The organism is Marinobacter sp. EhC06, from assembly GCF_001650915.1.
Classification (GTDB): Bacteria; Pseudomonadota; Gammaproteobacteria; order Pseudomonadales; family Oleiphilaceae; genus Marinobacter.
Genome location: NZ_LXYO01000037.1, coordinates 121,587 through 133,859, shown reverse-complemented (window position 1 = coordinate 133,859; position 12,273 = coordinate 121,587). Strand labels below are relative to the sequence as shown.

The following is a 12,273-nucleotide window of genomic DNA, read 5'->3' as shown; positions in this document are numbered from 1 at the left end:
ATGGAACTGTAACGCAGCTCACGAGCGCTAAATTGCATAAATAATTGCGTTTCTGGTGCCAAAAGAGCTAAAAATGCAGCGCAGTTAATTTGCAAAATGAGAATGATTGTATTAAAACAGTTTCATCATCCAGAGCTTTAAGAAAGCTCGATAAGTGATTGAGCTGTATAGATCTGGATTCTTTCAGATTTATTCGAAAAAGAAGAAAAGTTGCTTCTTTGTCATAAAACTGACATAGGGGTGATGCAGAATCGGCCTCATCCAGCCTGACTGGTGAAGCCTTACAAAATCGGGATAAGAACCCGTCGCTAAAACCTGAGTTAACTCAAAAAGGAAGACGCAACATGAAAAAAACGCTCCTCGCATCTGCTATCGCAGTCGCAACCTTCTCTGGCTCCGCGCTGGCCCAGGAAACCATGTCTGCTTCCGAGCTGGCAGCCAAGATGGATTCCATGCCTACCGTTTACGGTAACATCCAGTACGTCCTGTATCATGACAGCGTAAAAGGCGGCGAGTCTGTTGTTGAGCACGCTGACAACGGTTCTACCATCGGCGTTAAGCACGACCACGAGATTGCTTCTGGCATCACTGGTTTCTTCAAGCTTGAGCTCGAAGGCCTGGCGGCGGACGACAAGGATCGCGAGAGCGGTCTGGAAGACGTCGATGAAGCTTACATCGGTATCAAGGGTGACAGCTTCGGCCAGATCTGGGTTGGTTCTGACGACTCTACCTATGAGCGCGCCGTAGACGAAATCTCCCAGTACTACGAAGTCGCTACCCTGAACATCGGCGCTGACTACACCACTGGCGAAGGCGACATGATTCAGTACAGCAGCCCGAGCTTCGGTGGCCTGACCCTGATGGGCGCTGTTCAGATCAACGGCGACGGCGACGACCAGACACTGTCTGACAAAGGCGGCAAGAAGTCCTACCCGTACCAGCTGGCAGCTGTCTATGAAATGGACGCTCTGGAACTGGCCTTCGCTATGGACTCCAACGACGGTGGCGGTTCTGCCAGCAACGAAAACACCTACGGTCTGCGTGCCAGCTACGACATGGGTGATCTGCGTGTAACTGGTGAGTACCACACCACCAAGGACGCTTCTGACACCTACGGCGTAATCGGTTACTACACCATGGGTGCCAATCAGTTCGCTCTCTCCTACGAGATGAACGTTGCTGATGACGCTACCGACACCGAAACCTCCACAGTAACCTTCCAGGCTCTGCACAACCTGTCTGACCACATGTATGTGTACTTCGAAGGCTACCTGGGCGGCGGTGACGACGGCGTATACGGCGTTGCTGATGAGAGCGAGCGTTCTATCGCTTCCGTTGGTGGTGTTTACTACTTCTGATCAGCCAACCGGCTAATCCTGTAGTACTGTAGTATGAAAACCGGCGACCTCAGGGTCGCCGGTTTTTGCGTTTCTGCGAACTGAAAAATAAGGCATTGGTATGGCAACCGAACTGGAAATCAAACTCAGTGTTTCTGAAGCCGCGCAGGCGCAGGCTTTGGAGTGGCTTTCCTCCCGTCCTGAGGTGCGAGTCGGAAAAAACAAATCGCTTATCAATCGCTATTTCGACACGCCCAATGCCGATCTGAATCGGGCCAAAGCCGCGCTGAGGGTTCGTAAAGCGGGCGATGACTATATCCAGACCCTGAAAACCCGGGGTGAGTTCGTTGATGGCGCTCACCGGCGCGAAGAGTGGGAGTGGCCGGTATTCGGTCCTGAACTGGATCTGTCTTTACTCGAAGGAACACCGCTGAATTCCGAACTGGATCTCCGCAGTCTCGAGGTGGTGTTTGAAACCAACTTTCAGCGTCAGGTGCTCTGGCTCGAAGAAGGGCAAAGTGTAATAGAGATCGCCGTCGACTCGGGCATTGTGGCGGGCAAAGATGCCAGATGGCCACTGCACGAAGTGGAATTTGAACTCAAAAGCGGGGAAGGCGGAAAACTGGTGGCCTGGGCGCTCGAACTGGCCCGAGAAGTGCCGGTCTTCCTGAATCTCGTCAGTAAGGCTGAGCAGGGTTATTTAATTGCGGGCCTGTATTGCCCGGAGATTGTCCGCAAGAGTGAGCCAATTACAGTGACTGAATTTCTTCAGGCGTTGGGCGCCTGCTGGCTGCTCGACAAGCCGTTTTCTTCGGACCAACTGGATCTCACGCAGGTGCAGAGGGCCGCTGTTACCGCAGGGTGTGGCGAACTTTATGAGTGTGTAATTGCTGAGTTGGCCAAGGGCGCCGCTGTTCGTGAATTTTCCGAAGGTTCCACTCAGCTGGGTGTTCTTCAGTTGCAGCTTGCCGCTGCAGGGCAGTAACTGTTTGATTGTGTAGCCTGGTGCTTTTCAACCGGGCGTGTTGTTTTTTTCGGGCTCTGCTTCGCCGGTTTCCTGTGCGGCGGAATGGGCGCGCCACTGTTTCAGGAATACCCGGTATCTCTCCAAAGCCTCCTCCACTACCGACACTTCCGGCGTTTCTGCAGATTTTACCAGCACAATGAGCCCCTTACCTTCAATTTCCTCGTTGGTCGGCGGATGGCAGATGACCTCATTGTCGTCGTCAATATAAGCAAGTGCAGTCCCTATGCCATGTCGTACCAGGGCGCTGACAATATCCGCCCAGTTCAGGTCGTCCAGCTTCAGGTCGTACCGGTGGGGATGGTCATGTTCGTAATTGAACAAATCTTCCAGAACCTTCTCCGAGCCGGGCGCTACTACCGAGCGGACCATAATTTCGGGATAGGTTCGAACCGGACGGATGATGGTTCTCACACCGAGTGCCTTGAATCGTCCCCGGTTTTGATCGTTAACACATTCGACAATTGTGTGATTGCCGAGATTCAGTTCCGTTAACCGATGGGCGATGTCAAAAGTCAGGCTATCGGAATAGGGATCGGCCTCGTCGGCCGCGAGCACGATGATATGCCTCGCACTACCGGCGTGAACTGCTTTCAAGGCTTCCGGGTCAAAGCCTGCACCGTGATAGTGCACAACACCAATATCGGAGAGTTCTGTGGGCAGTCCCATTGGAAACTGGCGAGTCAGAATCATGATGGGAATGGTCTCATAGCCCGGAATCGCCCGAATCTGGGAAGCAAACCTCATGAAGTACTGGTCGCCGCCATGCTGGGGTGTGTTAATGATGATGATGTGGTCATTCATTTTATAAATCCACCTTCCTGACAAAATGCGTTCCCGGCGGTAGAACCGGTACTCGATATAGTCGCTGACGATCAGGGTCAGCAAGGTAATTGAAGTGATAAACATCAGCACAATGGTGCTGAACCGACCGATCATGGTCTGGGGCGCATAATCGCCGTAGCCAACGGTCACCAGTGTGGTCATGGTCAACCAGGCGGCCTCAAATAGTGAGAGGTCCTCGACCGCCCAGATGATCAGAACCTGTACCGAGAGCAGCACGCCCAGTATCGCGAACAGGCGCTTCATCCGGCTCCGAATCAGTCCCCCCATGGGCAGGTGGGTTTCCTGATGCTCCGGATTCAGTGGGCGGCGGTTTCGTTGCATCCGTGTCGGCGGCCTGTTCAGTTGCGGGGAAGTTCGTTATACAGTACCGGAAATATAACAGAGAGACAGGGGTTTGCATTATGTCCGAGCCGTGGCACAGCCTACCGAAACCGCTGGCGGATGATGTCGCCGGAAGTTGGGGATCGGTGTTTCCGGACGGAGTTCCGGCCTGGTTAACCTCATCGGAGGATATGAATGACGCCGTGGTGGCCACTGCAATCTCCCGAAGCCTGTTCCTGCGCCAGACTCTGGAGCGCCATCCCGGGCAGATTCAAGCCCTGACAGCCTCCCTTTCACTGACGGAACCCACCACCCCTGAATACCTTCAAAAGCGTTGGCAGGACTATCTTTCCGAGGTCGATAGCGAGTCGGCACTGCATTCGGCTCTCAGGCAATTCCGCATGGAGTCTCAGTTCCGGATTATTTGGCGGGATTTGATGCGGTGGGCCGACCTGGCCGAAACCATGGCAGCGACCAGCGCGTTTGCCGATATCTGTATTGATGGAGCGCTCAGCTGGTTGTACCGGGATGCTTGCGAGCAGTATGGCACGCCTCGCGGTGCTGATCCGGTTACCGGTCAGGAAGCAGACCAGAAAATGGTGGTTCTGGGCATGGGCAAGCTCGGTGGTCGGGAGTTGAATGTGTCCTCGGATATCGACCTGATCTTCGCCTTTCCGAGCAAAGGGGAAACCGTTGGCGGTCGGCGCTCGCTCGATAATCAGCAGTTTTTCGTCCGCCTGGGGCAGCGTCTGATTCAGGCTCTGGACCAGATAACGGCGGACGGTTTCGTGTTCCGGGTTGACATGCGCCTCAGGCCTTACGGCCAGAGTGGTGCACTCGCGCTAAGTTTTGCCGCTCTGGAAACCTATTACCAGGATCAGGGGCGTGACTGGGAGCGCTATGCCATGGTCAAGGCTCGAGTGGTGGCCGGCGACCAGAGAGCCGGTGAGGTTCTGATGGAGAGTCTGCGCCCCTTTGTCTATCGCAAGTACATCGATTTCAGCGCCTTTGAATCCCTGCGCAGTATGAAGGCCATGATTGGTCGGGAGGTGCGCCGCAAGGGGCTCGAAAACAATATTAAGCTGGGCAGCGGTGGTATCCGCGAAATCGAGTTTGTGGTTCAAGCTTTTCAGCTAATTCGAGGTGGTCGGGACCGGGAACTTCAGCAGCGAGAGCTGCTGGTGATTCTCAAAGAATTGGAAGAGCTCGAGCTGTTGCCTTCGTCTGTGGTTGGTGAACTGCGCGACGCCTATGTGTTCCTGCGGAACCTGGAGCATGCGCTTCAGGGCATGGAAGACAAGCAGACTCAACTGCTTCCGGAGGATGAGCTATCCCAGGCGCGGGTCGCCACCATTATGGGTTTTGAGAGCTGGCGGGATTGTGAGGGGTGCCTCAGGGAGCACAGGGAACGCGTGGCCACCCATTTTGCCAATATCATCGCAACCGAGGATGAGGAGGATGAGGGGCAGGCGTCTCTTGATGAGGGTTGGTTTGAGCTTTGGTTGGCTGAAACGGAAGACCGGGCGGCCATCGACTGGCTAAGGTCGCGGGGCTACGAGAACCCTGAGGGCACCCTGGCCGAGTTGGTCGACTTGCGTGATAACCGGACCGTGCAGACGCTTCAGACCCAGGGCCGGAAAAGACTCAATCAGTTCATGCCCATGCTGCTTGAGGCTCTTACCCAGGTCGATAACCCCTCCGAGACTCTGTCGAGGGTGTTGCAGCTGGTAGAGGCCATTTTGCGCCGAACCGCCTACATGGTGTTGTTGCTGGAGAACTCGGGCGCCTGTACCCAACTGGTCCGGTTGTGCAGTGAGAGCCCCTGGATTGCCCGGCAACTGGCAGAAACGCCGCTTCTGTTGGATGAACTTCTGAATGCTGAAAGTTTGTACCACCCACCAGCCAAGGCCGAATTGCAGGATGATCTGCGCCAGCAGATGCTGCGGATTCCGTTTGAGGATCTGGAAGAACAGATGGAATCCCTGCGCCATTTCAAGAAAGCCCACATCCTGCGGGTGGCGGCGTCTGAACTGAAAGGCACGCTGCCGTTGATGAAGGTCAGTGACTACCTGACCTGGATTGCCGAGGTTGTGCTCGACCATGTAGTGGACGTAGCGTTCGCCAACCTGGTCAGCCGTCATGGCTACCCCCGAAGGAAGGATGGCTCTGCCTGTGAGACCGATTTCGCCATCCTTGGCTATGGCAAGCTGGGTGGGATCGAGCTTGGCTATACCTCCGATCTCGATCTGGTGTTTGTGCATCAAGCCGATCCGGAGCTGGCTACCGATGGCGAAAAGCCCATCGATAATGCGGTCTTCTACACCCGGCTGGGGCAGCGGATTGTCCACATTCTCAATACCCAGACGCCGTCAGGGCAACTCTACGAGGTGGATATGCGCCTGCGGCCCTCCGGCAACTCGGGTCTGCTGGTAAGCACATTGCAGGCTTTTGAAAAGTATCAGCGTGAAGATGCCTGGACGTGGGAACATCAGGCGCTGGCCCGTGCCCGGGGCGTTGCAGGATGTAGTGAGACTCTTGAGGCCTTCGAATCGATACGCCATGACATCCTTTGCCAACCCCGTGACCGTGAAAAGCTTCGCAAAGAGGTGGTCGACATGCGGGAGAAAATGCGCGCCAGCCTCGCCACGCCGGAAAGCCGGCAAGCCGAGGTGTTCCATATCAAGCATGATACCGGCGGCATCGTGGATATCGAGTTCATGGTGCAGTACCTGATGTTGGCCTGGTGCGCCGAAAACCCGGAGCTGACCCAGTGGTCTGACAATATTCGCCAGATGGAAGAGTTGGGACGTGCCGGTGTGATGGCTGTGGAAGATGCCGAAAAACTCAGGGAAACCTTCATTGCCCTTCGCTCCACCATTCACCGTCGGGCGCTTCAGAACCTCAATAGCCAGGTGGACGGCGATGCCTTTACCGAGGAGCGTGACTACATCCGCGCCATGTGGAAAAAAGTGATGATTGATGCCTGAGGCAAATTCAATTCCGGCAGATTTTCCTGCTAGAATGCCGGTTCCCCCGAAAAACGCTTTTTTAGGAGCAATGAAGAATGTCGATGGCTGATCGCGATGGCGTTATCTGGCTGGATGGTGAAATGGTTCCCTGGCGGGAAGCCAAGACGCACGTCCTGACTCACACCCTGCACTACGGCCTTGGCTGTTTTGAAGGTGTGCGGGCCTACAATACCGCGAACGGTCCGGCTATTTTCCGCCTGAAAGAGCATACCGATCGATTGTTCCGTTCGGCCCACATTCTGAACATGAAAATGCCGTTCAGTAAGGACGAGCTGAATGAGGCCCAGTGTGCGGCAGTTCGCGAGAACAACCTCGACGAAGCCTATCTCCGCCCGATGGCGTTTCTGGGTTCCGAGGGCATGGGGCTGAGGGCCGATAACCTCAAGGTTCACGTAATGGTTGCGGCCTGGAGCTGGCCCTCCTACATGTCCCCGGAAGCGAAAGAGATGGGTATCAAGGTGCGCACGTCCTCCTATACGCGCCACCACGTCAATATCACCATGTGTAAGGCCAAGGCCAACGGCAACTACATCAACTCGATGCTGGCCCTGAATGAGGCCATTTCCGGCGGGGCCGAGGAAGCGCTGTTGCTCGACAACGAAGGCTACGTTGCCGAGGGGTCAGGCGAGAACATCTTCATTCTGCGCGATGGTGTGCTCCACACGCCGGAGCTCACCTCCTGCCTCGAAGGGATCACCCGCGCCACGATCCTGGATTTTGCCCGCGAGCTGAACATTCCGGTCAAGGAGCGCAGGATCACCCGTGATGAGGTGTATATCGCAGACGAAGCCTTCTTCACAGGGACAGCCGCTGAGGTGCTTCCGATCCGTGAGCTGGATGGCCGTGTAATCGGTGCCGGCAAGCGTGGTCCGGTGACCGAGAAGCTTCAGGGCATGTACTTTGATGCGGTCAAGGGCAGGCTGGCTGAGCACAGCGGCTGGCTGACTCACGTCAAAGGCTGATTCCAGAAAAAGTCGCAAGCCGCCGTTGACTGTTTCAGCCCGGCGGCTTTGTTGTTTAACACACCCTGTTTACTGACGGGACGAGCAAATGGCAGACGTTATCAAGGTACCGGTATCCTTCGGCGAGGTGCTGGACAAAATCACCATTCTCGAAATCAAATCCGAGCGCATCAAGGATGAAGCGAAGGTCAAGAACGTTCGGCTTGAGCTGGATGAGCTGAGTGCCACCTGGGACGAGGCGGTAAAGGACAAGGCTGCTGAAATTGCCGATCTTCGCAAGCAACTGAAGGCGGTAAACGAAGAGTTGTGGGTGATTGAAGACGACATTCGTGATCAGGAGGCCGCCCAGGACTTTGGCCCGAGATTTATTGAGCTGGCCCGCGCTGTGTACGTCACCAACGACAAACGCGCCGCCATCAAGAAAGAGGTCAATCTGGCCCTGGGGTCGCGTTTCGTGGAAGAGAAGTCCTACCAAGACTACACCGCCCGAAAGTGATGTGCAGGTTCAGATGAACGCCTTCATCTCATTTTTCGTTAATTCTGTAGGTCGGATTAGCAAAGCGTAATCCGACAACGCTCTCCAACGGCGCCCAAGTCAGCCCGACTTTGGCGCCGTTGTTGTATCTGGCGCCGGATGAGCCTCAATCCACTGATCCAGCATATCCGTTGCATCCGCCACCGTGATCAGCTCCATCGCCCCTTCGAACTCGGCTTTCGCCCCCCAGCGGGCCTGCTCCACTGTTTTGCCAGTGAATTTCTTCAGGGCCTGGGGATAGCGATTCACACACCACTCCAGTGAATTGTAGGGGCCGGACCGGTGAGGATTGCTCGCCGCAAACAACCCAAGCACATCGGTTCCCACCGCACTGGCGATATGGGCCGGACCGGTATCGGGGGCCACTACCAGATCAGCATGGCTCATCAGCGCTGTCAGTTGTTTCAGGGTGTCCTTGCCGCAGATATTGTGGGCTTTTTCTTTCATTGCGGCTTCGATTGCGGCGCAATACTCGGCCTCGAAGGGGGCCGGACTGCCCACCAGAATCACTTTCATTCCGTGTTTCTGTACGGCATGATCTGCCAGCTTGGCATAGCGGTCTGAGGGCCAGTTACGCAGGGTATGGCTGGCGCAGGGGCTGATTACCAGGTTTCTGCGATCAGTTGCCAGTTGCGCGCTGGCAAACTCATGGTCTGAGCAACTCAAGGGAATCTGCCAGCGCGGTGGGGCGGCTTTGAGTTCCAAAGGCTCCAGGAAACTGGCGAGGCAGTCGCGAACATGCTGTTGGGGCGCGGGTTTGATTCGGCGGTTGATGAACAAACTGTGAAGATCCTTGCTGCGAGCCTTGTCATAGCCAATCCTGACCCGGGCCGGGATGCACGCAGCTGCGAGGTTGGCCCGAAAGGCCACCTGCATATGAAGCAGGGCGTCGAACTTGCGGTCCTGCATCTGTCTGCGAAGCTCGGCGTAGCCTTTGCGGCCGGCCTTTTTGTCGAAAACAATAAATTCAACGCCGGGCAAATCGCCAACGAGCTTTGCTTCGATCTTGCCGATGACCCAGGTGATCTTCACGCCGGGAAGCTGCTCCTGAAGGCTCAGCACGACAGGAATCACGTGGGTCACGTCACCGATGGCGGACAGGCGAAGAATGCAGATGGAGTTCATCAGATATTGATCCAGTTCAGGTTGTGGCCTGGGGCTGTGGAGCTTTGTTTGCAATCATTGGTAAACTGGCCGCCATTCTAACGTACTCGCGCGTGTCCGTCCCGGCATGAGCGGGTAAGGCGTGTCTTCTTTCAATTTCGGTGACCGGGGACCCAGCATGGTGGAGTCTGAAATCTGTATTCGGGAAAGGGCTTCGGCAATGCTGATTCACCCGGATTATCAGGGCAGGGTTACCGAAGACTGGTTCAATGCCGATTCCTGGGGCGATCAGGCCAGGCCGGTAAGCAGCGGGGGCCGCGGCGGCGCCTGGTTTTTGCAGGCCGGAGAGGAGAGATTGGTGCTTCGGGAATATCGCCGGGGTGGGTTGATGGCAAAGTTTGCGCGATACGCCTATGCCTTTACTCGCGAGGCGGATGTGCGATCCTTTGCAGAATTCCGTTTGCTGAACACACTGGTCAGCCAGGGGCTTCCCGTGCCCCGGCCGGTTGCAGCCTGGTACCGGAAACTGTCACCGATTCAGTATCGCGCGGCCATCATCATTGAGCGGTTGGAGAACACGTCACCGCTGGCTGACCTTGTTTCAGAGTTGGACGGTGAGGCCTGGGCTTCCATCGGAGAAACCATTCGTCGATTTCACGACGCCGGCGTCATGCATGCAGACCTGAACTGTTTCAATGTGCTGGTTCGAGGCAAAGAATACTTTCTGATCGATTTCGACAAGAGCAGGTTGATTACAGGCAATGCCCCGGCGCGCTGGAAAGAGGCCAATCTTGATCGCTTCTCGCGATCACTGGTGAAGGTGGCCGGAGAGGACGCCCGGGCGAAGGTCTGGAATTTTTTTATGAACGGATACAACAGGGGAATGGCCACTTGACCCATCCACAACAGGGCGGATCGCTTCCGTCGATACTTTGTCTTACGGATGCCTGTGATCGTCCGGAGACTGAACTCTTTATCGGACTCAGAAAGGCCGGATTCGACGTCGACGTCATGTGTAACCCCAAGGGCAGGAATTATCAGCGTCTGGTCGACGAGGGCATGGTTGCCTGTCCGATGGCCTTGAAGAACCGCTTTGACAAAGAAGGCACTGAAGCCATCCGCCAACAACTGGCGAAGAAAAAGTATGATGTCATTCACGCTTATAATCCCCGAGCGCTGGCCTGCGGGCTGCGCGCTTCCCGGGGCACAGATATCAAGATCGTCGCCTATCGCGGTGTGATCGGTAACATCAGCTTCCTCAATCCGGAGTCCTGGATTACGTTCCTCCACCCACGCGTCAGCAAGATTGTCTGTGTTGCCGATGCCATCAAGAATTACCTCGCGAGCCTTCGGTTCCTGTGGATGCACATCCCTGAAAGAAAACTTCAACGAATCTACAAGGGACATGACCTGGACTGGTATCAATCGCCCAAGGCTGATCTGACCCAGTTTGGCGTTCCTGAAGACGCCTTTGTGGTGTGCTGCACCGGACGCAATAGCCCTCGAAAAGGCTTCGACGACCTTATAGACGCTGTGGATAAGTTGCCAGAGGATGTGAATGCGCATTTGTTGCTGGTCGGGGATGTCATTGAAAACGATGAGATTCAGGCGCTGGCTGCTGCCGCGTCTCACCCCGAACGCATCCACTTCACAGGGTTCCGTACCGATGCGCCGGCCATTGCTGCAGCTAGCGATGTGTTTGTGCTTCCTTCGAAGGAAAGGGAGGGGCTGCCTCGAGCGGTTATCGAGGCTATGGTCTATGGGGTTGCACCGGTGGTGACCAATGTCGGTGGCATGCCAGAGCTAGTGGAAGATGGTGTCAGTGGGGTGGTAGTCCCGCCGGAAAATGCGCCTGAGTTGTCAGCGGCCATCGAGCGGCTGTACCGCGACAGGGAACTGGCGGCCTCCCTTGGGCAAGCTGCGAGGCAACGGATAGCCCGGGATTTTCACACCTCACAGACCGTCAGGGAGACGGGTGAGCTTTACAAAGCACTCACGGGCAGGGCCTGAATGCGGCGGTATCTGTTTTTTGTTAACCAACCCTATTCCTATTCAATCCTGCGCCCTCTTCAGGATGAGATTCGGCGCCGGGGTGACGAGGCGGCCTGGTTCGTTGCAGGATGCTCAACATCGCCACTTCGGCCCGACGAGCGCCGCCTTGGCAGCGTCAAAGAGGTTATGGAATACAACGCCGATGCGACCTTTGTGCCCGGGGACTGGGTGCCTTATTTTTTTCCCGGAATCAAGGTCGAGGTATTTCACGGCATGGCCCGCAACAAGCGTGGCCATAGCAGCGAGGATGAAAGTGATCATTACCGCATTCGTGGATGGTTTGATCTCTACTGTACGCATGCCGTCAAAGACACGGAAAAATTCCGTGAGCTGGCGGCCCAATACCAGCATTTCGGGGTTGCCCATACTGGCTGGCCGAAACTGGATCCGCTGTTATCGCAGCCCGAGAAGGGTAAGAGAAGCCACGCGGAAAACGAGTTGCCAGTTGTATTTTACGCCTCAACGTTCAGCCGATCCGTTACTTCTGCTCCGGATCTGGTGGAGAAAATCGGCGAGCTGTCGAGGAATGGGCGTTGGAAGTTCATTGTAACCCTGCATCCGAAGATGGATCCCGTGGTAGTGGACCAGTATCGCAAGCTGAGCGGCGATAACCTTCGTTTTGTCGAGAGCGATGAAGATCTGCTGCCTCTGCTGCCGCAGGCAGATGTGATGCTGTGCGATACCTCGTCCATCATGTTCGAATTCATGTTTCTGGATCGCCCGGTGGTTACCTTCAGGACCAAAATGCCGGGCCCTTATCTGATCGACGTCCAGGAAGTGGAGGATGTTGAGCCAGCGCTGGAAGAGGCTGTGCAGTATCCCGATACCCTGATGAAGGAAACACGAGCCCTTTGCGACCAGCTACACAGCTTCAGGGATGGTCGGTCGAGCGGACGGGTTCTGGATGCGGTTGAGGATTTCCTGACTAACAAGCGCAGCCAACTCAAACGCAAGCCGATAAACCTGTTGCGCAAAATGAAAGTCAGGCGCCGCTTGCGTAAGGAACTTGCACGCATGGCGCCGGAAAGCTCAGGATAGCTTCTTCGATGATCCGGATCGGGAA

At 55.7% G+C, this 12,273-nt stretch carries 10 protein-coding genes; 8 read left to right on the top strand and 2 right to left on the bottom strand.

Annotation, left to right across the window (positions count from 1 at the left end):
• The first annotated feature begins 344 nt into the window (after positions 1 to 344).
• Positions 345 to 1,358 (top strand): porin, encoded by a 1,014-nt coding sequence (locus A8B84_RS20340; RefSeq protein WP_064230308.1) that lies wholly within the window; start codon positions 345 to 347, stop codon positions 1,356 to 1,358.
• A gap of 100 nt (positions 1,359 to 1,458) precedes the next feature.
• Positions 1,459 to 2,322: a CYTH domain-containing protein gene (locus A8B84_RS20335; RefSeq protein ID WP_064230307.1), complete on the top strand. Its 864-nt coding sequence runs from the start codon at positions 1,459 to 1,461 to the stop codon at positions 2,320 to 2,322.
• A 27-nt stretch (positions 2,323 to 2,349) separates the two neighbouring features.
• Here the strand turns inward: A8B84_RS20335 and A8B84_RS20330 are convergent, their stop codons facing one another.
• On the bottom strand, positions 2,350 to 3,528 hold the full coding sequence (locus A8B84_RS20330) for a potassium channel family protein (protein WP_064230306.1): 1,179 nt from the start codon (positions 3,526 to 3,528) through the stop codon (positions 2,350 to 2,352).
• Between the two features lie 80 nt (positions 3,529 to 3,608).
• On the opposite strand from A8B84_RS20330, the gene glnE reads away from it, so the two are divergent.
• The 3 genes from glnE (at position 3,609) to A8B84_RS20315 (ending at position 8,015) form a co-directional block, all read left to right on the top strand.
• A complete protein-coding gene (glnE, locus tag A8B84_RS20325; protein WP_064230305.1) occupies positions 3,609 to 6,515 on the top strand; it encodes a bifunctional [glutamate--ammonia ligase]-adenylyl-L-tyrosine phosphorylase/[glutamate--ammonia-ligase] adenylyltransferase in 2,907 nt (968 codons plus the stop codon).
• 77 nt (positions 6,516 to 6,592) lie between these two features.
• The gene (locus A8B84_RS20320; protein ID WP_064230304.1) at positions 6,593 to 7,519 is read left to right on the top strand and encodes a branched-chain amino acid transaminase; all 927 of its coding nucleotides are present in this window, start codon (positions 6,593 to 6,595) and stop codon (positions 7,517 to 7,519) included.
• A gap of 88 nt (positions 7,520 to 7,607) precedes the next feature.
• Complete coding sequence (locus A8B84_RS20315; protein WP_064230303.1) at positions 7,608 to 8,015, top strand: DUF6165 family protein; 408 nt, start codon at positions 7,608 to 7,610, stop codon at positions 8,013 to 8,015.
• A 99-nt stretch (positions 8,016 to 8,114) separates the two neighbouring features.
• Here A8B84_RS20315 and A8B84_RS20310 read toward each other — a convergent pair whose 3' ends face one another.
• Positions 8,115 to 9,179, bottom strand: a complete 1,065-nt coding sequence (locus A8B84_RS20310) for a glycosyltransferase family 9 protein (RefSeq protein WP_064230302.1) — start codon at positions 9,177 to 9,179, stop codon at positions 8,115 to 8,117.
• A gap of 157 nt (positions 9,180 to 9,336) precedes the next feature.
• Between A8B84_RS20310 and A8B84_RS20305 the strand changes: the two genes are divergently transcribed.
• From A8B84_RS20305 to A8B84_RS20295, 3 genes are read left to right on the top strand one after another with little or no spacing between them, the layout of a single operon-like run.
• Positions 9,337 to 10,053, top strand: a complete 717-nt coding sequence (locus A8B84_RS20305; RefSeq protein ID WP_064230301.1) for a 3-deoxy-D-manno-octulosonic acid kinase — start codon at positions 9,337 to 9,339, stop codon at positions 10,051 to 10,053.
• Positions 10,050 to 11,168, top strand: a complete 1,119-nt coding sequence (locus tag A8B84_RS20300; RefSeq protein WP_082905245.1) for a glycosyltransferase family 4 protein — start codon at positions 10,050 to 10,052, stop codon at positions 11,166 to 11,168. Before A8B84_RS20305 ends, A8B84_RS20300 begins: the two co-directional genes overlap by 4 nt.
• Positions 11,169 to 12,248 carry a CDP-glycerol glycerophosphotransferase family protein gene (locus A8B84_RS20295; protein WP_064230300.1) on the top strand — a complete coding sequence of 360 codons (1,080 nt, stop codon included), beginning with the start codon at positions 11,169 to 11,171 and terminating at the stop codon, positions 12,246 to 12,248.
• The last annotated feature ends 25 nt before the right edge of the window (positions 12,249 to 12,273 follow it).

Excerpts from the sequence above, each read along its gene's own strand:
- A8B84_RS20305 (WP_064230301.1), top strand. The coding sequence starts at position 9,337 with ATGGTGGAGTCTGAAATCTGTATTCGGGAAAGGGCTTCGGCAATGCTG.
- A8B84_RS20295 (WP_064230300.1), top strand. The coding sequence starts at position 11,169 with ATGCGGCGGTATCTGTTTTTTGTTAACCAACCCTATTCCTATTCAATC.
- A8B84_RS20310 (WP_064230302.1), bottom strand. The coding sequence starts at position 9,179 with ATGAACTCCATCTGCATTCTTCGCCTGTCCGCCATCGGTGACGTGACC.
- glnE (WP_064230305.1), top strand. The coding sequence starts at position 3,609 with ATGTCCGAGCCGTGGCACAGCCTACCGAAACCGCTGGCGGATGATGTC.
- A8B84_RS20335 (WP_064230307.1), top strand. The coding sequence starts at position 1,459 with ATGGCAACCGAACTGGAAATCAAACTCAGTGTTTCTGAAGCCGCGCAG.
- A8B84_RS20330 (WP_064230306.1), bottom strand. The coding sequence starts at position 3,528 with ATGCAACGAAACCGCCGCCCACTGAATCCGGAGCATCAGGAAACCCAC.
- A8B84_RS20340 (WP_064230308.1), top strand. The coding sequence starts at position 345 with ATGAAAAAAACGCTCCTCGCATCTGCTATCGCAGTCGCAACCTTCTCT.
- A8B84_RS20315 (WP_064230303.1), top strand. The coding sequence starts at position 7,608 with ATGGCAGACGTTATCAAGGTACCGGTATCCTTCGGCGAGGTGCTGGAC.
- A8B84_RS20320 (WP_064230304.1), top strand. The coding sequence starts at position 6,593 with ATGTCGATGGCTGATCGCGATGGCGTTATCTGGCTGGATGGTGAAATG.